This is a genomic window from Winogradskyella algicola (genome assembly GCF_005869935.1).
Taxonomy (GTDB): Bacteria; Bacteroidota; Bacteroidia; order Flavobacteriales; family Flavobacteriaceae; genus Winogradskyella; species Winogradskyella algicola.
This window is the reverse complement of the sequence record NZ_SZQF01000008.1, coordinates 172,211-194,113: the sequence shown is the minus strand read 5'-3', so window position 1 is coordinate 194,113 and position 21,903 is coordinate 172,211. Positions and strand designations below refer to the sequence as shown.

23 protein-coding genes are annotated in these 21,903 nt (G+C 33.7%); 8 read left to right on the top strand and 15 right to left on the bottom strand.

Going from position 1 to position 21,903, the window contains the following annotated elements; all coding sequences use genetic code 11:
- Positions 1–101: 101 nt before the first annotated feature.
- The 5 genes from FC091_RS13050 to FC091_RS13030 form a co-directional block, all read right to left on the bottom strand.
- Entirely contained in the window at positions 102–2,369 is a 2,268-nt protein-coding gene (locus tag FC091_RS13050; protein WP_138434704.1) for an aconitate hydratase, read from the bottom strand.
- A gap of 411 nt (positions 2,370–2,780) precedes the next feature.
- Positions 2,781–3,734 carry an AAA family ATPase gene (locus tag FC091_RS13045; protein ID WP_138434703.1) on the bottom strand — a complete coding sequence of 318 codons (954 nt, stop codon included), beginning with the start codon at positions 3,732–3,734 and terminating at the stop codon, positions 2,781–2,783.
- Between the two features lie 3 nt (positions 3,735–3,737).
- Entirely contained in the window at positions 3,738–5,186 is a 1,449-nt protein-coding gene (locus tag FC091_RS13040; protein WP_246035921.1) for a peptidylprolyl isomerase, read from the bottom strand.
- Positions 5,149–5,967 carry a peptidyl-prolyl cis-trans isomerase gene (locus FC091_RS13035; RefSeq protein WP_138434701.1) on the bottom strand — a complete coding sequence of 273 codons (819 nt, stop codon included), beginning with the start codon at positions 5,965–5,967 and terminating at the stop codon, positions 5,149–5,151. Before FC091_RS13035 ends, FC091_RS13040 begins: the two co-directional genes overlap by 38 nt.
- A 39-nt stretch (positions 5,968–6,006) precedes the next feature.
- A complete protein-coding gene (locus FC091_RS13030) occupies positions 6,007–7,953 on the bottom strand; it encodes a peptidylprolyl isomerase (RefSeq protein ID WP_138434700.1) in 1,947 nt (648 codons plus the stop codon).
- 237 nt (positions 7,954–8,190) lie between these two features.
- Here FC091_RS13030 and FC091_RS13025 point away from each other — a divergent pair, with 237 nt between their 5' ends.
- Together FC091_RS13025 and FC091_RS13020 are read left to right on the top strand one after the other, a co-directional pair.
- Complete coding sequence (locus tag FC091_RS13025) at positions 8,191–8,646, top strand: SRPBCC family protein (protein WP_138434699.1); 456 nt, start codon at positions 8,191–8,193, stop codon at positions 8,644–8,646.
- Entirely contained in the window at positions 8,639–8,878 is a 240-nt protein-coding gene (locus FC091_RS13020) for a hypothetical protein (RefSeq protein ID WP_138434698.1), read from the top strand. The genes FC091_RS13025 and FC091_RS13020 overlap by 8 nt, the downstream gene beginning before the upstream one ends.
- Here the strand turns inward: FC091_RS13020 and FC091_RS13015 are convergent.
- Entirely contained in the window at positions 8,875–10,014 is a 1,140-nt protein-coding gene (locus FC091_RS13015) for a lycopene cyclase family protein (protein WP_138434697.1), read from the bottom strand. The two genes, FC091_RS13020 and FC091_RS13015, sit on opposite strands and share 4 nt — an antisense overlap.
- A gap of 90 nt (positions 10,015–10,104) precedes the next feature.
- Here FC091_RS13015 and FC091_RS13010 point away from each other — a divergent pair, with 90 nt between their 5' ends.
- Positions 10,105–10,653: a DUF922 domain-containing protein gene (locus tag FC091_RS13010; protein WP_138434696.1), complete on the top strand. Its 549-nt coding sequence runs from the start codon at positions 10,105–10,107 to the stop codon at positions 10,651–10,653.
- A 55-nt stretch (positions 10,654–10,708) separates the two neighbouring features.
- Here FC091_RS13010 and FC091_RS13005 read toward each other — a convergent pair whose 3' ends face one another.
- Complete coding sequence (locus tag FC091_RS13005; protein WP_138434695.1) at positions 10,709–11,641, bottom strand: peptidylprolyl isomerase; 933 nt, start codon at positions 11,639–11,641, stop codon at positions 10,709–10,711.
- 463 nt (positions 11,642–12,104) lie between these two features.
- On the opposite strand from FC091_RS13005, the gene FC091_RS13000 reads away from it, so the two are divergent.
- Positions 12,105–12,539: a hypothetical protein gene (locus tag FC091_RS13000; RefSeq protein ID WP_138434694.1), complete on the top strand. Its 435-nt coding sequence runs from the start codon at positions 12,105–12,107 to the stop codon at positions 12,537–12,539.
- Between the two features lie 11 nt (positions 12,540–12,550).
- Here FC091_RS13000 and FC091_RS12995 read toward each other — a convergent pair whose 3' ends face one another.
- The 5 genes from FC091_RS12995 to recQ form a co-directional block, all read right to left on the bottom strand.
- Positions 12,551–12,937: a VOC family protein gene (locus tag FC091_RS12995; protein WP_317128744.1), complete on the bottom strand. Its 387-nt coding sequence runs from the start codon at positions 12,935–12,937 to the stop codon at positions 12,551–12,553.
- A gap of 53 nt (positions 12,938–12,990) precedes the next feature.
- Positions 12,991–13,146, bottom strand: a complete 156-nt coding sequence (locus tag FC091_RS15395) for a T9SS type A sorting domain-containing protein (protein ID WP_138434740.1) — start codon at positions 13,144–13,146, stop codon at positions 12,991–12,993.
- Positions 13,147–13,152: 6 nt separating this feature from the next.
- Positions 13,153–13,695: a hypothetical protein gene (locus FC091_RS12985; RefSeq protein WP_138434693.1), complete on the bottom strand. Its 543-nt coding sequence runs from the start codon at positions 13,693–13,695 to the stop codon at positions 13,153–13,155.
- A gap of 156 nt (positions 13,696–13,851) precedes the next feature.
- Complete coding sequence (locus FC091_RS12980; protein ID WP_138434692.1) at positions 13,852–14,430, bottom strand: hypothetical protein; 579 nt, start codon at positions 14,428–14,430, stop codon at positions 13,852–13,854.
- Positions 14,431–14,536: 106 nt separating this feature from the next.
- A complete protein-coding gene (gene recQ, locus FC091_RS12975) occupies positions 14,537–16,738 on the bottom strand; it encodes a DNA helicase RecQ (RefSeq protein ID WP_138434691.1) in 2,202 nt (733 codons plus the stop codon).
- Between the two features lie 216 nt (positions 16,739–16,954).
- Between recQ and FC091_RS12970 the strand changes: the two genes are divergently transcribed.
- From FC091_RS12970 to lptB, 4 genes are all read left to right on the top strand, one after another.
- Positions 16,955–17,920 (top strand): KpsF/GutQ family sugar-phosphate isomerase, encoded by a 966-nt coding sequence (locus tag FC091_RS12970; RefSeq protein WP_138434690.1) that lies wholly within the window; start codon positions 16,955–16,957, stop codon positions 17,918–17,920.
- Positions 17,920–18,744 (top strand): twin-arginine translocase subunit TatC, encoded by an 825-nt coding sequence (tatC, locus tag FC091_RS12965; protein ID WP_138434689.1) that lies wholly within the window; start codon positions 17,920–17,922, stop codon positions 18,742–18,744. The genes FC091_RS12970 and tatC overlap by 1 nt, the downstream gene beginning before the upstream one ends.
- Complete coding sequence (locus FC091_RS12960) at positions 18,737–19,084, top strand: carboxymuconolactone decarboxylase family protein (RefSeq protein WP_138434688.1); 348 nt, start codon at positions 18,737–18,739, stop codon at positions 19,082–19,084. The genes tatC and FC091_RS12960 overlap by 8 nt, the downstream gene beginning before the upstream one ends.
- 73 nt (positions 19,085–19,157) lie before the next feature.
- A complete protein-coding gene (gene lptB, locus FC091_RS12955) occupies positions 19,158–19,898 on the top strand; it encodes an LPS export ABC transporter ATP-binding protein (RefSeq protein WP_138434687.1) in 741 nt (246 codons plus the stop codon).
- Position 19,899: 1 nt separating this feature from the next.
- Here the strand turns inward: lptB and FC091_RS12950 are convergent, their stop codons facing one another.
- From FC091_RS12950 to FC091_RS12940, 3 genes are read right to left on the bottom strand one after another with little or no spacing between them, the layout of a single operon-like run.
- The gene (locus FC091_RS12950) at positions 19,900–20,211 is read right to left on the bottom strand and encodes a hypothetical protein (protein WP_138434686.1); all 312 of its coding nucleotides are present in this window, start codon (positions 20,209–20,211) and stop codon (positions 19,900–19,902) included.
- Positions 20,208–21,011, bottom strand: coding sequence for a TerC family protein (locus tag FC091_RS12945; RefSeq protein WP_138434685.1), 804 nt, complete (start codon positions 21,009–21,011; stop codon positions 20,208–20,210). Before FC091_RS12945 ends, FC091_RS12950 begins: the two co-directional genes overlap by 4 nt.
- Before the next feature lie 20 nt (positions 21,012–21,031).
- Positions 21,032–21,790, bottom strand: coding sequence for a CDP-alcohol phosphatidyltransferase family protein (locus FC091_RS12940; RefSeq protein ID WP_138434684.1), 759 nt, complete (start codon positions 21,788–21,790; stop codon positions 21,032–21,034).
- Between the last annotated feature and the right edge of the window lie 113 nt (positions 21,791–21,903).

The following is a 21,903-nucleotide window of genomic DNA, read 5'->3' as shown; positions in this document are numbered from 1 at the left end:
AAGTTAAAGTCGATCATTTTTTTTAAACCTTTCATTGTAAAACAAAAAAACTCTCAGCAAATAACTGAGAGTTTTTAATTTATCAATTAAACTTAACTTAGTTAAGCGTTTTGTTTTTTAATTAAATTAAGAGCAGAACCTTCTTTATACCATTCAATCTGCGCATCATTATAGGTATGGTTTAAAGCAATTACATCTTTAGAACCATCTGCATGTACAACCTCTACGTGTAATTGCTTATCTGGTGCAAACTCATTTAAATCTAAGAAGTTAAATGTATCATCCTCTTGAATTAAATCGTAGTCTGACTCATTAGCAAAAGTAAGACCTAACATACCTTGCTTCTTAAGGTTTGTTTCGTGGATACGAGCAAAAGACTTTACAATTACAGCGGCAACACCTAAATGTCTAGGTTGCATCGCAGCATGCTCTCTAGAAGATCCCTCACCGTAATTATGGTCTCCTACAACCACAGACCAAATACCATTCTTCTTGTATTCTCGTTGTGTGTCAGGAACTCCACCAAACTCACCTGTCAATTGATTCTTAACAAAGTTAGTTTTTTTGTTAAAGGCATTTACAGCTCCAATTAAAGTATTATTAGCAATGTTATCTAAATGCCCTCTAAAACGTAACCATGGACCTGCCATAGAAATATGGTCTGTAGTACATTTACCAAATGCCTTAATCAATAATTTGGCACCTGTTATAGAATCACCTATAGGCTCAAAAGGTGTTAATAATTGTAATCTTTCTGAATCTGACTTCACAGTAACTTCTACTCCGCTACCATCTGCAACAGGCGCTAAGTATCCGTTTTCTTTTACATCAAAACCTTTAGGTGGTAATTCCCACCCTGTTGGTTCATCTAACATCACTTCTTCACCATTCTCATTGATCAAAGTATCAGTCATAGGATTGAAATCTAATCGACCAGCAATAGCAATAGCAGCTGTAATTTCTGGTGATGCTACAAAAGCGTGTGTATTTGGATTACCATCTGCACGCTTTGCAAAGTTTCTATTAAATGAATGTACAATACTATTTTTGGGTGCATTCTTAGGATCGCTATACCTAGCCCACTGCCCAATACAAGGGCCACAAGCGTTTGTAAAGATCTTAGCGTCTAATTTTTCAAAGACTTCAAGAATTCCATCACGCTCAGCAGTGTAGCGCACTTGTTCAGACCCTGGATTAATACCAAACTCTGCTTTTGTTTTAAGACCTTTGTCTAAAGCTTGTTGTGCAATAGAAGATGCTCTAGACAAATCTTCATATGATGAGTTAGTACAAGAACCTATGAGTCCCCATTCAACTTGCATCGGCCATTCATTCTCAGTAGCCTTCTTGGTCATATCCTTACCTACTTCGGTAGATAAGTCTGGTGTGAACGGACCATTTAACAAAGGCCCTAACTCTGAAAGGTTAATATCTATAACTTGGTCAAAATACTGCTCAGGATTTGCATATACTTCAGCATCTGCAGTAAGATAATCTTTAATCTTATTAGCTTCGTCAGCTACATCTTCTCTATCTGTGGCACGTAAGTAACGCTCCATAGAATCATCATATCCAAAAGTAGATGTAGTAGCACCTATCTCTGCACCCATGTTACAAATAGTTCCTTTACCTGTACACGACATAGATAATGCACCTGGGCCGAAATATTCAACGATTGCACCAGTTCCTCCTTTAACTGTTAAAATCTCAGCAACTTTTAAGATAACATCTTTTGGCGCTGTCCAACCTGAAAGTTTTCCTGTTAATCTTACACCTATTAATTTTGGAAACTTAAGCTCCCAAGCCATGCCAGCCATAACATCTACAGCATCTGCACCACCAACACCAATAGCAACCATACCTAAACCACCTGCATTAACAGTATGCGAGTCTGTACCAATCATCATACCACCTGGAAAAGCGTAATTTTCTAATACTACTTGATGGATGATACCTGCTCCTGGTTTCCAAAAGCCAATTCCATATTTATTAGATACAGATTCTAAGAAATTAAATACTTCACTACTAGTATCATTTGCGTGTTTTAAGTCTGTAGCTGCACCATCTTTAGCTTGAATTAAGTGGTCGCAATGTACAGTCGTTGGAACAGCAACTTTTGGCTTACCTGCTTGCATAAATTGAAGTAACGCCATTTGTGCAGTTGCATCTTGACAAGCTACTCTATCTGGAGCAAAATCTACATAGTCCTTACCTCTAGTGAACGCTTTTGTAGGTTTACCATCCCAAAGATGAGCGTATAATATTTTTTCTGAAAGTGTTAATGGTTTTCCAACAATCTCTCTAGCCGCATCTACGCGATCTGTCATGTTAGCATAAACCTTTTTTATCATATCAATGTCAAAAGCCATAAAGTATATTTAAAGGTTGATTATTATTTTAATTTAAGTGTCACAAAATTACAAAATAGTAGTGGTTTTTGAAAATATGTAAAGAAAACCTCAAAACACTGAAAATAAATCACATAAAGTCGTTTTTTATATGTATTAATTAAAATATTAACATATTAATTACTAATTATTTAAAAAATTAACAATTAAACTTATTTAGAATAATTCTGAATTTAAGACTTAGATTTATAAATCTTTATTAAGGTGATTATAAAAATAAAATTTAAATGACTTCAATAAGATTCCTTGTACTAAAATTTCACTTCCGTATAGTCGATGTTGTGTTTTAAACAAGACAACTATTATAGTGATAATTAAACCGAGGAAAAACTACAATTGCTAGAATTAGTTTTTTCTTAGCTGAATTGATTATTAAAAAAGGCTCTCTATGATTTTTTCATCACTTACACCCTCTGCTTCTGCTTTGTAGTTTTTAATAATTCTATGTCTTAAAATACCAATGGCCACAGCTTGAATGTCTTCAATATCTGGTGAAAACTTCCCTTTAGTAGCTGCATGCGTTTTAGCTGCTAGAATTAAATTTTGAGATGCACGAGGACCTGCTCCCCAATCCACAAACTCTTTTACGATATTTGCAGCTGTATTTTCATTTGGCCTTGTCTTTGCCACTAAGGAAACAGCGTATTCAATAACGTTATCAGCTACAGGAATACGACGTATTACGTTTTGAAAATCTATGATTTCCTGAGCAGAAAACAAAGCATTAACGGTAGTTTGCACATCTGTAGTTGTTGCTTTTACGACCTCAACTTCTTCTTTAAAAGAAGGATACTGTAATCTGATTGCAAACATAAAACGGTCTAACTGTGCTTCTGGCAAAGGATACGTACCTTCTTGCTCTATTGGATTTTGTGTTGCTAACACAAAGTAAGGTAAGCTTAACTTGTATTGATGACCAGCAACAGTTACAGCACGCTCTTGCATAGCCTCTAAAAGTGCAGCTTGCGTTTTTGGTGGTGTTCTGTTAATCTCGTCTGCTAAAATAATATTAGCAAAAATTGGTCCTTTAATGAATTTAAAACGTCGATCTTCATCTAGAATTTCACTACCAAGTATATCACTAGGCATTAAATCTGGTGTAAACTGAATACGTTTAAAATCTAAACCAAGTGCTTGTGCAATGGTATTAACCATTAAGGTTTTTGCCAAACCAGGCACACCTATTAATAATGAATGTCCACCAGAGAAAATAGATATTAAAATTTGGTCTACAACATCTTCTTGGCCAATAATCACTTTAGCTATTTCCTGCTTTAATGATTTGTATTTATTCACGAAGTTTTCGATTACAGCAACATCAGACATATACTATTGAATTTTTAACCAATTACTCTGATACTCACAGTCTCTATATTCTCCGTTAATCTTTACATAGGTTTGTTCAATGACTTCTTTCTGCCACTTTTCGATTGCTCGTACTTGTTTATCCTGAAGTGCTAATTCTTTAATCTTCAAATAATCTCTCGCAAAGTCTGCCTCGTGATCGTCTATACGGTCAGTTACAGTCATTATTTTGAACTTAATATTATTTATACGGTCTTCGTCTTGAATCACTTCACTAACCTCACCATCTTTTAGACCTTGTATTTGGGTGTACATTTCTGTATCCATTTTTGTCAACTCAAAATTAAAATCTTGAGTAGTAGGATTTGTCAATCGACCTCCTTCGTATTTTGTTTCCTCTTCGTCGCTAAATTCTAAAGCCGCATCTGCAAAAGACAGTTTACCACTAACAATTAAATCTCTAACCTTCTCAATTTTTTCTTGCGCTTTCTCAACAGTTTCAGGTGTTAACTCTGGTCGCAATAAGATATGTCTAACCTGATATTCCTGACCTCTAATTTTTTCTAAATAAATAATGTGGAATCCAAAATCCGTTTCAAATGGCTCAGAGATTTCACCTTCTTGAAGATTAAAGGCGACATCTCTAAATTCTTTTACCATTCTAGGTTGTTTTCTATTCATAGCTGGCAATAAACCACCATTGTTTTTAGACCCAGAGTCCTCCGAATAAAAAAGTGCTTTGGTGGCAAACTTAGCACCATTTTCTTCTACATCTTTTTTAAATCCTTTTAGCCTATCTATTACAGCTTGTTTAGCTTCTTCGGTTACTTCTGGTACTACAACAATTTGAGCCACTTTTAACTCTGTACCAAAAGTTGGTCTTTCATCTTTTGGGATTTCATTAAAAAACGTTCTAACTTCTTCTGGTGTTACCTCAACTTCACCAATAACTTTTTTTCGCATTTCTTGTTCGAGATAACCATTTTTGTTAATCTCATACATCTCATCTCTTAAAGCCTGTTCAGAGTCTTTTTTGTAGTATTTTATTAACCAATCCATATCTTGTCTAGATTGCGCTAGAATACCCTCTATCTGCTGATCGACAAGCGATTTGATATACAACCCATTGACCATAATGCTATCTTGAATAGCTTGGTGCGCGTATAACTTTTTCTCTAAAAGTAGACCAAAAAGTTCGCAACGCGTTACACCACTTAAGTCGGCTCCTTGTGCTTCTAGCTGAGCGATTTCACGATCTAAGTCAGATTCTAAAACGACAAAATCACCAACAACAGCGGCTACACCATCTGCTTTTATTCTAGTAGTATTAACTACCGAGTCTTGTGCTTTTTCCTTAACAGTCTCAACCTCATCAGGAATTATCTCTTGCGCACCAATAGTGCCAAAGCACAGAAAACAACAAAGACTTATAGCCTTAGTTATAGATTTGAAATTTATTATTCTTAATTGCATCTTTTGAAATATCATTTTCTAGTTGTTTAATAAGCTCTAGTTTACGCTTATTAATTACAATTTGTTTTATTGATTTGTTTACGTACTCTAATGGTGCATAATCATTCTGCAGGCGTATGTCACTAACGTGCATCAAATATAGGTTTATTGAATCTTTGAGCTGTAAGAAATTAGATTTTTTTAACAGTTGATCTTTACTTTCTTGAGTTACTACAGGAACTTTGTCTACTACTTGACTAAATTTAACCCAAATAGAGTCATTGAGAGAAAACGACTTAAACTGCATAGATATTGAATCTAAGTAACGTTTATCCTTAGCTTCATATCGTCTGAACCTTTTCTTAATCGTATCTAAATCTATTGGATTGAGCGGAAGACTAATATATCGTAATTGTAGTAAATCATCATTAAGCTTGAACGACTCCTTATTAGCTTCATAAAAAACCTCTGCTTCATCGGCATTAACTAAAGTGTCTATATTCTTTTTCACCAAAGCTTCTAAATAGGCTTTAGTATATAAATCACTTTTGTACTGATTTACTAGTTTGGAAAACTCATTTTGTTTTTCTTCAGATAGATTCAGCAATGCTCCATCCATTAACAACAGCTGTCTTGCCCAACGATTTATATAACCGTTAACGATGACTAAACTATCTTCCTTACTGGTACCTTCAGGAACTAGATCTTCAATATCTTCTTTGTACAAATACGTCTCATTAACTCTTGCAATAGGTTCTCTATCATCTGCCTTTTTAAAAAAATCACAGCTGAAAGAAAACAAACAAACAGTTAATATAAAGAACGTTTTTTTCAAGAAAATTTATTGATTATTAATTTTTGCTTTTACTCTTTCTAGAGCCTTTTCGTTAACCTCAACTTTAAAACGCTCATGAAGACCATTAATCCAATTAGCCTCAATTTCTGCCTGATAATCGTTAATAACATTACCCATAGCTTCATCTAGCGTTTTATTTCCTGCTGGTAATACAGACTTAATATCTATAACATGAAACGCGTCATTATGCTCATATATTTCGGAAACACCTTGTTCCACCTTAAGATTAGCCGGAAGCTTTGGATCGTTTGTATTAAAAACACCTTTAGTGAATATGATATTTTTCTGAGAATCTGTATCTAAAGCTTTTCTAATAGCTTCCTCAGACTTCCCTTTTTTCATCATCTTTAATGCTTTTTTAGCAACGTCCTCGTTCGCAGCAGTTGCTATTACCACCTCAACTCTTTCATCCCATTGGTATTTAGCTTTGTGCTTTTGATAATACGCTTCTAAACCAACAGAATCTTTTGATGCTTTGTTCCAGATTTCTTTTTCCATTAAATCAAACAACAATAATCCATCTCTATATTCTTTTAGAATATTTGCAAAGTCTTTATTTTCTAGCTCTAGATTATCTTCTCTGTATTGAAGGATTGAAGTTTCAAAAAATTTATCAAATTCTTTATCTATAATTACAGAAAAATCACCCTTTTTATTAGCGTAAGCTTGCTGAGCAGACATGAGGTGACGACCAAACTCATTATACGTAAATGATCGGTTACCAATTGTAAAGACTGTCTTATCAGTTTCAAATTCCTCTGGCAATCTCCAAGAGCGTGTAAAATAATTACCGTCTAAAAGTGCTTCAAAATATTTTTTAGCTTCAGGATTGTATGAAATTTGATAGCGTTTCTTTAACTCATCTACCATTGATTCATTAATAAGCTGAGATCTAGAATCTCTTTTCACCTTCGACTCTATTGCTGGTTTTAGTTCTTCAAAAGATTGGATTGGCTTATGTTCTATACGCTTTACTATGTGCCAACCATATTCTGATTTAAAAGGCTTACTAACATCACCATCGTTCGGTAAAGCAAAAGCCTCATCTTCAAAAATTGTTGAACTTAACTGACCGCTTTTAAAAGGAGATAACTTACCACCATTTCTTGCAGAACTTTTATCATCTGAGAATTGCTTCGCCAAAGACTCAAACTTTTCGCCTTGCTGCAATTTTTTATAAATATCATTAATGCGCTCTTCTGGGTCTAAAAGCGAATCTTTTTGCTGTAAGGCAATCATTATATGAGCTGCAGTAATAGTTCCTCTTGAAGGACGCTTATCATTAACCTTTACAACATGATAACCAAACTGTGTTCTAAAAGGCATTGAGATTTCTCCTATCGGAGTATTATAAGCTGCTGTTTCAAAATCGTAAACCATTTTAAATGCAGAGAAGTAACCCAAATCCTCGAGAAAGATGGTTTGTCCGTTATGCACATCGGCTTTTACAGCATCAAAACCTTCTTTTAGCACACGCTCTCTTAACTTTAAAACCTGATTGTAGGCACCTAACGTATCTTTTGCATTGCCATCTAATCGTACCAATACATGAGATGCATTAACATCAAAACTATTACGCTCGTATGCTTCTTTTACTAAAGCATCTGTAACTTTATTCTCAGAAAGATAATTTTTGGTCAATTGTTTCTTGTACCTCAAAAACTCTCGTTGATACTTGGTATCCTCATCTAGTTTAAGACGTTTTGCTTCTTTGAGCTTTAGTTGGTACTCAGTAAACAACGTTAAATAGCCATCAACATCTTTTTGACTTTCATCTTTTACTAAATCTAAATTCTTATTGTAAACTCTTAAAAATTCTGAAGTCATCACAGGTTCACCATCTACTTTTAGTAACACTTCATCTTTTTCTTGAGCAAACGATACATTTAGTGCTAGTAAAACTAAGAGCAAGCATTTAAATCTAGGTTTCATGTTTATTAAATTTTCTTCGTTAAATTTTCACATTTACATTCTATAAATGCCTCAATTTAGAGGTTGAGCAAAAATAACATAAATCGCTTATTTTACAAGTTATAGCAATATCTTAATTTATTTAATATCACCTGTTTGAAAAAAGTTAATTATATCTTGTAAATAGGTAGAAACGTCGATAAATTAAACTTAGTATTACTGCTTTTATCTATCTTTAAATTCATTTTAAATTTCTAGATGAAATATACAACTGAAATTATCATTGAAAAACCTTTAGAGGAAGTAGTCAAAAAAATGGACTCTGCCGAGAATATGAAACATTGGCAAGAAGGTTTGATTAGCACCGAACATATTTCTGGAACACCAGGTAAATTTGGTGCCAAAATGAAATTAAACTACGATTTTGGAAAGCGTAAAATGGAACTCATTGAAACTATTACAAAACAAGATTTCCCAAATGAATTTCATGCTACATATACCACCAAAGGAGTTAGAAATATTCAGCAAAATTACTTTGAAGGTACACCTGAAGGCCACACAAAGTGGATTAGCAAAAATGAGTTTCAACCAACTAACTTTATGATGAATGCTATGCTCTTCTTAATGCCAGGCGCTTTTAAGAAACAAACTAAAAAATACATGACCAACTTTAAAAACTTTACCGAAAAAGGTACTTCAGTTTCTAATGCGTAAATTAAAATTGATATGGGATTTTAGAGGTCCTGCAAGTAAAAAAACTGCCGAGCATCATTTGATACACCTTAAAGAGTATATTATGATGAATAACTTAGATATTATTATAACTGGTGTTGAAATTATAAGCGAAATGCATCATATAGCATTTATAGTGGTTGATGAGTCAGAAATGAAACCAATTAGAGATGCGCTAAAACCACATAGAGGACAAGTCTATTCTGGTAGTTAAAACAAACGCTTTAAAAGAGATTGAATAAATCGTTTTGGCGGAACAGATAAAATTACTTTAAGATCTTCTAGGAAGGTAGATTCTTCATCTAGAAATTTAAAGATCGTTTTTAGATCTGCTTTTTTAAACATAGAAGCAAACAAGGCTGCACCTTCACTATTGTGATTGGCCAACACATCTAAAAAGAGCAAATCATAAAACCAAAATTTTGATTTTTTTTGAAACTTACTCAAATCATTTTCAGTTTTTAAAAAATCAACTAATGCTTTAGTTTTTTTGGTTGTATTTCTAAAAGTGTATCCAGTGCTAGCTTTAGTCCAACCACCAGCCGTGCCAATATTGAGTATATGTTTAGAGTTTAACTTAGCAAACTCAAAAGATGTCATTGGGATAGATCCCTTTTCTTTTTCTACAATTTTATAATCAGTAATGTTATTTTTCTTTAAACAATCAATTATAGCAGTTTCGTATTCATTAAGTTGCAATAAATCTTTAGAAAATAACGTATACTCAAATAATGCTGTTTTTTTATCTATAGGTAACACGTACATAAAACGTGTATTACCGTTTTGCGGCACTGTAAAATCCATAAAAGTTGCCATAGTGTCATCAAAAACTGCGTCTTCAGTTTTTATAAACCAGCCTACAAAATGTTGCTGTAGCACAGGATACTTTTTTTGATTAACATACAGATTGGCGTCATGTATGCTATTATAAAGTTTAGAAGCTACGTAGCTTCCGTTATTGGTTATAATTTGCACATAATCATTAAGTTCAGTGAAATTAACAACCTCAGCATTAAGGAAAGTAATGTTGGCTTTTTCTTCAATTTTTTGCCAAAGTGAATCATAAAAATCTTCACTTCTTATCATTTTATATTGATATGGTAATATTTCTATGTCGCCTTTATAACTATCACTTCCAAAATAGATTTTAGACCAGGTTTTAGTTAGCATGTCATCCCACTCACCTTCACCATTTTCCCAAAAGCACCAAGTTCTATCATTACCTTTTTGCTTTTCTTTATCAATAATTAAAATCGATTTATCATTAAAAAAATCATCTAATGCCATGCGGTATGCCAGCATAAGACCAGAGGCACCCGCACCTAAAATGATATAATCGTAGTTTGTCATTAATAAAATTTAAGCTCTAGCGAAGATAAGGTTAATTACACTTATCTTTCTAAAATTTAATTATCTTGAAATATTTTTTAATTAAACTTTATGAAATCAACTCTACATATACTCATTATTTTTACATTACAATTTAGCTTAGCTCAGGACAGCTTGACTATAAAAACAGTAATTCCATGGAAGAAAGATGTAAAACTAAAGTGGGTAGATTTTAATGGTTCCCCAAATACCGATGTCCTAGCTTATGCACAAACATCCTACAAAATAGATATTTTACCTACTGAAGTAAATGTTGATGAAAATAATAACATTCAGAATTATGAAAGTCTTCATGTTGTTGCGAATTTTTACACCAATCACTCTTGGGTCTACAGAGAAAGCGATTATTTATTAAAACATGAGCAGTTGCATTTTGATATTGCAGGCTTATATGCTTTAAAAATCAACAAAGAGTTCAAAAAACTAATTGCCCAGAAAGATGCAAATTTTGATTCTTATTTTGATATTTATCAAAATCTATGGGCAAAATGTAGAGAAGTACAAAGTCAATACGACTCAGAAACTCAACATGGTCAACTTGTAGTAGAAAACGATGAATGGATTAAAAAAATTAATGCTGAAATAGAAACACATTTATAAAAAAGTCCCACCATTTAAGTGAGACTTTTAATTATTTAAAATTAGAAAATACGTCTTATTTCGTATCCATTAATTCCACATCAAAAACCAAAGTAGCGTTTGGTGGAATTACACCTCCTGCACCTGCAGCACCATAACCTAAGTCGCTAGGAATTACCAAACGCGCTTTATCTCCTACATTGAGTAAACAGATCCCTTCGTCCCAACCAGGAATTACCTGACCTACACCAACTTGGAAATCTAGAGGAGAATTTCTCTTGTATGAAGAATCGAACACAGTACCATCTGCTAACTGACCTTTGTAGTGTACAGATACCATATTGCCCTTTTCAGCTTTTTTACCATTACCTTTTTGAATAATCTTATAACGCAATCCTGAAGCTGTTTCTTCAAAACCTGCAGCTAATTTATCTAACTCTGCTCTTGCAGCTTCACGCTCTGCAGCAATACGCTTTTCGCGCTCACCTTCGAAAGTTCTAAACGCTTCAATAGCGTTAAACTCTTTAGCGGCATCGCCTACTCTTACAATCTCTAAGCTTTCAATTTTATCACCTTGCGCTACAGCATCGACAACGTCTTGACCTTCTACTACGTTGCCAAAAACAGTATGCTTACCATCTAACCAAGGAGTTTCTACATGCGTGATAAAAAACTGGCTACCGTTGGTACCAGGACCAGCATTTGCCATTGATAGTTTACCAGGTGCATCGTGTTTTAAATCTGGATGAATTTCGTCATCAAATTTATAACCAGGATTTCCTGTTCCTGTTCCTTGTGGGCAACCACCCTGAATCATAAAATCTGGTATAACTCTATGAAAGTTTAAACCATCATAGTAAGGTGTACCTTGAGGTTTTGCAGAGTTTTCTAAGTTACCTTCTGCCAAAGCTACAAAGTTACCTACCGTACCTGGTGTTTTTTCGAATTCTAAATTGACTAAGATTTCACCTTTTGAAGTGTTGAATTTTGCGTATAATCCGTCTTGCATTGTTTTTTCTTTTGTTTAAGGCTGCAAAGATACAAAGTTAAGTTGGAAGAGAGAAGCTTGTGTATTGAAGTGTTTTTTCTTGAAATCTATGAATCTATATAGCATTTTTATAACTCTTAGACTAAGTAAATACCACATATAATATGGCTTATACACGACATAAAGTCGGCATATACTTGGCATATATATTAATTTTGTATGTATTTTACCTTGTCTATTTATTGCTGTGCTGAATGGTTTTGTTCTCGGTGTGCGGATGTAATGTGCAATTAGTATGGCTAGTTTTAAGGTATTACTATTGTACTTGAGCATGTTCGGTTAGATATCGAGAACTTTTTATAGTAAAGATCCTGCTTCTCGATACAAATTTTTCTCATTTCAGTTGAAAAGCTCACTTGAAGTGACAAATTTTATCCCTGATCTCAACAGAATTTTTTGTGTAGTTTTGCCAAAATTTAATTTTATGGGTTTTTCACTTTCTAAACTATTTAATAAAACTGAAACTACCGAAGATACTATTGATGCTATTATTGCTTCTGTAGAACATGAAGCTTATGGTGTTTCTGAAAGTAACGTTCTTTTTTCTGGACTTAACGAATTGGGCGGCTATTTCTTTTTTCAGACGATAGTTGTAGGTGCGCTAAACGTTAAATGTAAAAATGGCGCTACGCTTACATTTAAAGGAAAGAATTTTGAATTGTCCTTAGACTCTGATTCCCTAGAGTTTGAATCGCATCATACCGAAGTAAAAGGGCGTTATGTTACTAATATTGATTTTCAGATTGAAGAGAGTGATATTAAAAAGTTACAAAATGCTACTTTATCTGAGATTATTTTGAAGGTTAAAAAGCAGGAACTTTTATTTACAAAGTACACTTCTGAGAAGTCTACAAAATAGCCCGAAATAGATTACTCATCATTATTAACCTCTATCCAATACCCATCTGGATCTTGGAAGTAAATTTGTTTTACGCCATCGTCTCTTATGTAATCTTTGTTGGGCGTATCTTTCCAGTCGGAATACTCAATATTTAAGGTTTCTAAATGGTTTATAAATTCGTTGAGATGTGTTGTTGCTAATGCAAAATGCACGGCTTTATTAATTTTTATTTCTGCATTTGGTCTTGAAATTAAATGTAGCTGTGTACTCTCTGTGAGCTGAAGCCATCTGGTTTTAGAGCTTGAGGCTGTATTTTCGATTTCTTTTAACTGCAAAACCTTTTGATAAAACGCTACGGATTGATTGACGTCTTTTACTGAAAGTGCGATATGGTTGAATGATATATTCTGTATCAAGATTAATCTAAAGAAGCTTGGTTTTTTAACTCAGTTCTTGTTGTACGCAGTTTTTATTCAGTTTTGATAAACTTAGTATTAACCGTTTTGCCGCTAGTATCAGTTAATGAAAGAATATAAATACCATTGGACAAATCGTTAACATCTATTCTTCTTTTATTATTTGTAATCTTTAGCACTCTTCTGCCACTCAGATCAAATACAGAAATATTCTTTTATATTATATTAGCAGATAAACTGATATTAATATACTTAGCCGTTGGATTGGGTTGAATCTGAATTGAATCCTCCGAAAACTCGGATAATGATAACAAGTTATTACCATAAATTGCTTGATCACCAAGTATAGAGGTTATAATGAGTGTTCTTGTATCATCAATTTCAATAATTTCATATTGGAATGGGTCTTGTTCTCCATCCCACCAGAAATCTTTATATAGCAAGTCATAATCTGGGTTTTGAGGGAAGTTTGTATTGCAACCTGTAGCCAGAAATACTATAGACTCACAACTAAATTCAGTCATACCGTTAAATGACAACTCACCACCTCCACTAGCGCATACTCCTGTACCAAAAGTGTTACTGGCTTCTTCAAAGTTTAAAGGAACATATTCTATTTCCTCATTGACAGGAGGAACGTTACTATTGCCATTAATTATTAAATCATGAAGGTACCATGTATGTTCAAAAAGTCTAGAGTCTTGCGAATAACAATTGATACTTATAAAGATGACAAATAGAATATTTAGAGTTTTCATATTTATAAATGTTTTACAACGGTATCGTATAACCGTCAGTTAACTATATAAAGTTAATAATTTTTGGTTAGGAACTGGAGTTAGCAATTCCAAGTGGACTCACTAGAGCTTGCCCAGAATGTGGTCGAAGGGTAGTCGAAACCGTCGTAATTGTGGTTATAGATTATTACCCAACGTTTTTCTTTTTTTCAATTCGGTTATTCTTTTTTCAATAGCATTCGGGTCTATAATAAATTCCACTTGGTCGATACATTTAAGTTCGGCTGAAAATAGGATTCTATCCTTGTCTTTATTAATTAGTAAAATCCCTTCGTCATATCTCAATTCACCTTCATTATCCACAATTTCGTTTCTTGAAAGTATCTGTATTTGTTCAATCTCAAACTCATTAAAATTGATGTTTGAGTTCAGCCCTTTTTTTATTCTTCTATTGACGTCTTTTTCAAAGTCACCAATTGACCTTTCATGGTCGGTTACAGTTAATTTCAAGTCATAATAATCTAAAAGAGTTTCATTATCCTCTGTCCATTGAGCACTCAAATTAAAATTTCGTGATTTTTCATTACCAAACACATCTTTCCAAAAGAAAGGAATTTGAATATGAGTTGCTGTATATGTTTTTTCAATAAGATTTGCTCCAAGATTTGATGTTCTCGCAAACCAAATTCTTTTTCCAATTAGCTCCTCTAGTTCCGCTATATTTTGATTCTTTATATAATTTCCTAATATTTTCAATTCTATCTTTAATGTTGAATGACTAGTTATACAATAACAAAAATTCCTCTTATCACACAAAATTCATGAGATAAAAGGAACCTTGTTCATTTACAAAATATATGTTTTAATTCGCTACTTCACTAATAAACTTAATGCGGTAGAGACGTAATTCTTCATCGTCATAATCACCATCAAACTCTTCAATAGCATCAGAGATTTTGTCGCTTTCTGAGTCCATAAAGTAGTCATGGATTTCTTCTTGCTGATCTTCGTCCAATAAATCGTCGATATAGTAACTAATATTAAGCTTAGTACCAGAGTATACGATAGATTCCATTTCTTTAATAAACTCTGGCATTTCCATACCTTTTGCAGAAGCGATATCATCTAATGGTAATTTTCTATCCACATTTTGGATGATGTATAACTTTAGCGCTGAGTTTGTTCCTGTAGATTTTACGACCATATCATCTGGTCTGGTAATATCATTCTCTTCTACGTAATCAGCTATAAGATTTACAAAATCTTTACCGTACTTTTTGGCCTTACTTTCTCCTACACCATGTACATTAGACAGTTCTTCTATAGTAACAGGATATTTTAATGCCATATCTTCTAAGGAGGGATCCTGGAAAATAACAAATGGTGGCACACCAAGTTTCTTAGCATTACGCTTACGTAAATCTTTAAGCATCTTCATTAACTGCTCGTCTGCAACTGCTCCACCACCTTTAGCGTTGGTAATAATACCATCGTTAGATGCTTCATCGTAGACATGGTCTTCTGCCATCATAAACGACTGAGGGTTCTTTAAAAAGTCTTTACCTTCATCGCTAAGTCGCAAAACGCCATAGGTTTCGATATCTTTCTTTAAAAGCCCTGCAACAATCACTTGGCGAATAAGCGCCATCCAAAAACGATCTTCCTTGTCTTTACCAATACCAAAAAATGGTTGGGTATCCGTTTTATGAGAAGAGATTAAGGCGTTAGATTTTCCAATAATCACTTGTACCAAATCTTTAGCTTTGTACTTTTCGTTGGTCTTATCAACCGTATCCAACAATATTTTTACCTCATCTTGAGCTTCTACCTGCTTTTTAGGATTACGAACATTATCGTCCATATCGCCACCTTCGCCAGTTTCATTATCAAACTCTTCACCAAAATAATGTAGAATGAATTTTCGTCTAGACATGGAAGTCTCTGCAAATGCGACTACTTCTTGCAATAAGGCATGACCAATTTCCTGTTCTGCAACAGGCTTACCAGACATAAACTTTTCAAGCTTTTCTATGTCTTTATACGCATAGAATGCTAAACAATGACCTTCGCCACCATCGCGTCCTGCTCTACCAGTTTCCTGGTAATAGCTTTCGATACTTTTTGGTATATCGTGATGAATCACAAAACGCACATCTGGCTTGTCTATTCCCATACCAAAAGCTATGGTTGCCACAACCACATCTGTATCTTCCATTAAGAACATATCTTGATGCTTTACTCTGGTTTTGGCATCTAAACCTGCATGATATGGCACAGCTTTTATACCATTAACCTGAAGTACTTGCGCCAACTCTTCTACACGTTTTCTGCTCAAACAATAAACGATACCAGATTTGCCTTCGTTTTGCTTTATAAAGCGAATAATATCGGCATCTACATTCTTTGTTTTAGGACGTACTTCATAAAAAAGGTTTGGTCTGTTAAACGATGCTTTGAAAGTAACAGCATCTGTCATACCTAAACTTTTCAGGATATCTTCCTGCACTTTAGGTGTTGCTGTTGCTGTAAGTCCAACAATAGGAATATCATCACCAATGCGTTTTATAATATGACGCAGGTTTCTATATTCTGGTCTAAAATCGTGTCCCCATTCACTAATACAGTGGGCTTCGTCCACAGCCATAAAAGAGATTTTCTGAGACTTCAAAAAATCTACATATTCTTCTTTAGTTAACGATTCTGGCGCTACATATAACAGTTTTGTGATACCGTTAATAATATCATCTTTTACACGTTTAACTTCTGTTTTATTCAATGACGAATTTAAAACGTGTGCGACTCCTTCATTTTCAGATACTGCGCGTATAGCATCGACCTGATTTTTCATTAAAGCAATAAGTGGCGATACCACTATTGCTGTACCATCTTTTATTAAAGCTGGTAGCTGATAACAAAGTGATTTCCCACCACCTGTTGGCATAATAACAAACGTGTTATTACCTTCTACTACATTTTTAATAACTTCTTCTTGTAGACCTTTAAACCCAGAAAAACCAAAGTATTTTTTTAGTGAGGAGTGTAAGTCAATTTCTGCAATACTCATTAATCCCTTTTCGTATTTATTTCTTCTTTAAAAAACTAAACTCTACTACAAATATAACATCTAGAACTTAGCTTTGCATCTGTAATTACGTTGTTAAGTACTTATAATTTTTTCAAAGTAATTTTGGAATATTTGAATGAAAAAATTCACGTACTTTTGCATAACCTTAAAGATAACAAAATCTTTATATCTAAAAAACACATTAAAAGATTAGTTTTGAACACTGTGTCATCCATTTTAAAGACTGCCAAAAGCACAATAGCATTAGAAAGCAAAGCTATCGGGAATTTGTCAGATTTACTTACAGACGATTTTGCCAATGCTGTAGAACTCATCTATAATTCTAAAGGACGCGTTATTATAACTGGTATTGGTAAAAGTGCCATTATAGCTAACAAGATTGTTGCGACTTTAAATTCTACAGGAACACCTGCTGTTTTTATGCATGCTGCAGATGCAATACATGGCGATCTAGGGTTGATTTTAAAAGACGATGTAGTTATTTGTATTTCTAAGAGCGGAAACACTCCTGAAATTAAAGTTTTGGTGCCACTTATAAAGAATGCCAAAAATAAAATGATTGCTATTACCGGTAACAAAGAATCGTTTTTAGGACAACAGGCAGACTACGTTTTGAATGCTTATGTGGAGCAAGAGGCTTGTCCTAATAATTTGGCTCCTACTACAAGTACTACTGCACAGCTTGTTATGGGTGATGCTTTAGCGATTTGTTTATTAGAATTGAGAGGGTTTTCGAGCAAGGATTTTGCAAAATACCATCCTGGTGGTGCCTTAGGCAAACGTTTATATTTAAGGGTTAATGATTTATCATCTCTAAACCAAAAACCAGAAGTACATTTAGACGCTAGTCTTAAAGAAGTGATTGTAGAAATTACCGAAAAGATGCTTGGAGTTACTGCTGTTGTGGAAGATGACAACATTGTAGGTATAATTACAGATGGCGATTTACGTCGTATGCTAAGCAAGAGTGATGATATCACAAACCTTACTGCTAAAGATATAATGAGCACTAACCCAAGACGTATTGCTGAAGACGCTATGGCTGTTGATGCTAAAGAATTGATGGAAGAATTTGGTATTTCGCAATTATTGGTTGAGCATGATGGTAAATACGCTGGAGTAGTTCACTTACACGATTTAATAAAAGAAGGCATTATATAATGGCGAAGAAGCGTGTAGACGAAATGTCTTTTCTAGACCATCTTGAAGATTTAAGATGGCATTTAATTAGAGCAACCTTAGGAGTAGTTATTGCTGCTACACTTGCTTTTATATTCAAAAAGTTCATTTTTGATGTTATCATTTTTGGGCCTACTCAAATGAATTTCCCTACGTATGAAGGTTTGTGTAAAATGTCACAATTCTTGGGTATTGAAGACACCACGTTTTGTGCCGATAAGTTTCCGTTTATTATTCAAAACAGAACCGTTGCAGGTCAATTTTCAGCACATATCTGGACATCGATTTACGCAGGTTTTATTGTAGCCTTTCCTTACGTACTGTATCAATTATGGAGTTTTATAAGTCCTGGGTTAAAACCTAATGAGCGTAAAAACTCAAGAGGATTTATAGTTGTGGCTTCGTTTTTGTTTTTCCTTGGTGTCTTATTCGGGTATTACATTATTACACCTTTATCGATTAACTTCTTGGCTAACTATCAGATTAGTGAACAGATTTCTAATGAGTTTGATATTAGCTCTGTGATTGCCATTGTGAGGTCTTCTTCATTGGCATCTGGTTTTGTGTTTGAGTTACCAATTATCATTTATTTTTTAACGAAAGTTGGTTTGGTAACACCGCAATTTTTGAAAAAGTACAGAAAGTACGCTTTGGTGCTTGTACTTATATTATCTGCCATAATTACTCCACCAGATATTGCAAGTCAGGTGATTGTGGCTATCCCAATTTTAGTATTATACCAAGCAAGTATTTATATTTCTGCTATCGTAGTTAGAAACCAAAATAGAAAAAGAAAACATGTCTGATCTTGTAAAAGAATTTAATGATTATCGTTCTAAAATGAATGATAAAATCTTAGCTGATAATAACAAAATTGTAAAGCGTATTTTTAATCTAGACACTAATGCTTTTGCAGAAGGTGCTTTAGATAAAAAAACCAAAGAACTACTTGGTCTGGTAGCTTCGACTGTATTGCGTTGTGATGATTGTGTGAAGTATCATTTAGAATCTTCATATAATGAAGGTTTAACAAAAGCCGAAGTTAGTGAAGCGCTTGGTATCGCTACTTTAATTGGTGGTACTATTGTTATTCCGCATTTGAGAAGAGCGCATGAATACTGGGAAGCGCTAGAAAATCAAGGTTAAACTTTTTATAAATATAGACTTAAGATAATCGGTTCTATATGAATTTGTTATTTTTAGCGTTCTTAGAAATAATATGAAGTTACGTGCAGAACATTTAATGAAGTCCTACAGCGGACGAAAAGTTGTAAAAGACGTTTCTCTTGAAGTCAATCAAGGCGAGATTGTAGGTTTACTTGGTCCTAATGGTGCTGGTAAAACGACTTCGTTCTATATGATTGTTGGCATTATTAAACCTAATGGTGGAAACATTTATCTAGATAATACTGACATTACAAAATATCCAATGTACAAGCGTGCCCAAAACGGTATTGGATATTTAGCACAGGAAGCTTCTGTATTTAGAAAATTAAGTATTGAAGATAATATTTTGAGTGTGCTTCAGCTTACCAAATTGAGTAAAAAAGAACAACACGAAAAAATGGAATCTTTGATAGAGGAGTTTGGTCTAGGTCATATTAGAACCAACCGTGGTGATTTACTATCTGGTGGTGAGCGTCGTCGTACAGAAATTGCTCGTGCACTTGCTACCGATCCCAACTTTATATTATTAGATGAGCCTTTTGCTGGTGTAGATCCTGTTGCGGTAGAGGATATTCAGCGTATTGTGGCGAAACTTACCAAAAAGAATATTGGTATTCTTATTACAGACCATAACGTACAAGAAACACTTGCCATTACCGATAGAACATACCTGATGTTTGAAGGTGGTATCTTAAAAGCTGGCAAACCAGAAGAACTTGCCAGTGATGAAATGGTTCGTAAAGTTTACCTTGGTCAGAACTTTGAGCTTCGCAAAAAGAAGTTAGAATTTTAGTTTAAGATAACTTCTTTAACTTTCTTCTTACTCTTTTTAAACCCAAAATACCCAAATACACTAGTGCAGATTGTATAAATAAATTCACAATCCAATACACTGCCCTTACGGACAAACTTTCGTTAACGTAAAATGGCAACCCTCTGTGTATGGCACTTATGGGTAGACTAAAAATAGCAATAATCGGATTTGTTACCGAGGTTAAATCACTCTTGCTTTTAGTTAATTGAACATCCAAAAAGACAATTAAAAATTGAATCACCATTAGTGTAAAAAAAACGATGAGAAACGGTCTAAGTTTTAGTTTTTTCATTTTTCCGTGATTTCTTGTTTTATTAATTTTTTCTGATAACGTCCTTGTACAACATCTACGATAATCAATACCGCAATTACAAAATAAAATGTTGTCTTGCTCATTGGCACAATCTCATTTCCAAAAATTTTAAGGTGTGCCAAATGTCCTCCTTCGGTAACTAGCATAATACCCACAATAAATAGAATAAATAAACCTAGCACCTCATACATTCTATTTTTAGATAAAAACGTAGAGATCTTATTAGCAAAAACCAACATCAAAAGACCGCTTAATACAATAGCTATAGCCATAACAATAAAAGCAGTTGTTGAATTTTCAATTTCGCGAGTTAAGCCAATTGCAGCTAATATGGAGTCAAAAGAGAAAACCAAATTCATAACAACTATACTTACCACAACGGCATTAGCTGACTTAGATCCCTTACCTGTTACCATTTGATCTACAGTAAGGTTTTTTGTAGAGATCATATGCCAAATCTCTTTAATTGCCGTGTAAATGATAAATCCGCCTCCTGCTAAGACTATTAAACTATGGCCATTAAATGCAAAGTCTACAACATCTTCTACATGACCTGTTAAAAATGAAAATGGCTCCTGAAAATATTTTATCAATGACACCAACACAAACAGCAAAACAATTCTCAACGCAATAGCTATTAATATGCCTACCCTTCGCACTCGTTTTTGTTCACTTACAGGTGCTTTTTTAGATTCTAAGGAGATATATAATAAGTTATCAAATCCTAGTACCGCCTGAAGCATTACCAGCATTAAAAGCGTAAAAATAACTTGGGCCATTTTTTAAAATGTTGTGTTTATTAGTTTATATTCTTCTTATCGATTAGGGACAAAATAATATAGAGAATAATAATGATAGGTATTGCAGCAAAGTGCAGTACTACTAACATTACCAAACTTGTAATTAACAAGATATATCGTATTGCGTTATTCTTAAAACTCCAATCTTTAAATTTTAACGCAAACAATTTTATATTAGAATTTAGGAGATAGCAACTTATAAGTGTCAAACCAATTAAAAACCACTTGTTAATAATGATAGAATTCATCAAATCATTATTCTGATATTCTAAAATAAGCGGTAACGATAAGATCAGTAATGTATTAGCTGGTACTGGTAATCCCTTAAAATACGTTTGTTGGTCTTCGTCTAAATTAAACTTGGCTAATCTATATGCTGATGCTAATGGAATTAAAAGACCCATTAAAGGCGTATAGGAGATGTTAAACGATTTCCAGTACATTGTTTCAGTCCAACTTTCTTCATAAGTTAAAACATCATTAACACCTACTGACCATGCTATTAATTTCAACATTACAATTCCTGGCACTACTCCACTCGTCACCAAATCCGCTAATGAATCTAACTGTATACCTAAAGGGCTCTGCACGTTAAGCTTTCTTGCTAAAAGACCATCAAAAAAATCGAAAAAGATACCTAAAAACACAAAAAAAGCAGCTACAATAAAATTACCGTGTACTGCAAATATTAGAGCGATACATCCTGAAAATAAATTGAGAAGTGTAACTATATTGGGAATGTGTCGCTTAAAACTCATAAATATAATTTTTGTAAAAATATAAAAGTATTTGTGCTTAGCTTATTATTTTTTTCAAATTGTGAATATTGTTAAACAATAAGAAGGTCTTTTTAAAGTTAAATACATAGAAA

Bases quoted from the DNA above. Each gene is read 5' to 3' on its own strand.
- FC091_RS13050 (WP_138434704.1), bottom strand. From the start codon at position 2,369: ATGGCTTTTGACATTGATATGATAAAAAAGGTTTATGCTAACATGACA.
- FC091_RS13045 (WP_138434703.1), bottom strand. From the start codon at position 3,734: ATGTCTGATGTTGCTGTAATCGAAAACTTCGTGAATAAATACAAATCA.
- FC091_RS13040 (WP_246035921.1), bottom strand. From the start codon at position 5,186: ATGCAATTAAGAATAATAAATTTCAAATCTATAACTAAGGCTATAAGT.
- FC091_RS13030 (WP_138434700.1), bottom strand. From the start codon at position 7,953: ATGAAACCTAGATTTAAATGCTTGCTCTTAGTTTTACTAGCACTAAAT.
- FC091_RS13025 (WP_138434699.1), top strand. From the start codon at position 8,191: ATGAAATATACAACTGAAATTATCATTGAAAAACCTTTAGAGGAAGTA.
- FC091_RS13020 (WP_138434698.1), top strand. From the start codon at position 8,639: ATGCGTAAATTAAAATTGATATGGGATTTTAGAGGTCCTGCAAGTAAA.
- FC091_RS13015 (WP_138434697.1), bottom strand. From the start codon at position 10,014: ATGACAAACTACGATTATATCATTTTAGGTGCGGGTGCCTCTGGTCTT.
- FC091_RS13010 (WP_138434696.1), top strand. From the start codon at position 10,105: ATGAAATCAACTCTACATATACTCATTATTTTTACATTACAATTTAGC.
- FC091_RS13005 (WP_138434695.1), bottom strand. From the start codon at position 11,641: ATGCAAGACGGATTATACGCAAAATTCAACACTTCAAAAGGTGAAATC.
- FC091_RS13000 (WP_138434694.1), top strand. From the start codon at position 12,105: ATGGGTTTTTCACTTTCTAAACTATTTAATAAAACTGAAACTACCGAA.
- FC091_RS12985 (WP_138434693.1), bottom strand. From the start codon at position 13,695: ATGAAAACTCTAAATATTCTATTTGTCATCTTTATAAGTATCAATTGT.
- recQ (WP_138434691.1), bottom strand. From the start codon at position 16,738: ATGAGTATTGCAGAAATTGACTTACACTCCTCACTAAAAAAATACTTT.
- tatC (WP_138434689.1), top strand. From the start codon at position 17,920: ATGGCGAAGAAGCGTGTAGACGAAATGTCTTTTCTAGACCATCTTGAA.
- FC091_RS12960 (WP_138434688.1), top strand. From the start codon at position 18,737: ATGTCTGATCTTGTAAAAGAATTTAATGATTATCGTTCTAAAATGAAT.
- lptB (WP_138434687.1), top strand. From the start codon at position 19,158: ATGAAGTTACGTGCAGAACATTTAATGAAGTCCTACAGCGGACGAAAA.
- FC091_RS12950 (WP_138434686.1), bottom strand. From the start codon at position 20,211: ATGAAAAAACTAAAACTTAGACCGTTTCTCATCGTTTTTTTTACACTA.
- FC091_RS12945 (WP_138434685.1), bottom strand. From the start codon at position 21,011: ATGGCCCAAGTTATTTTTACGCTTTTAATGCTGGTAATGCTTCAGGCG.
- FC091_RS12940 (WP_138434684.1), bottom strand. From the start codon at position 21,790: ATGAGTTTTAAGCGACACATTCCCAATATAGTTACACTTCTCAATTTA.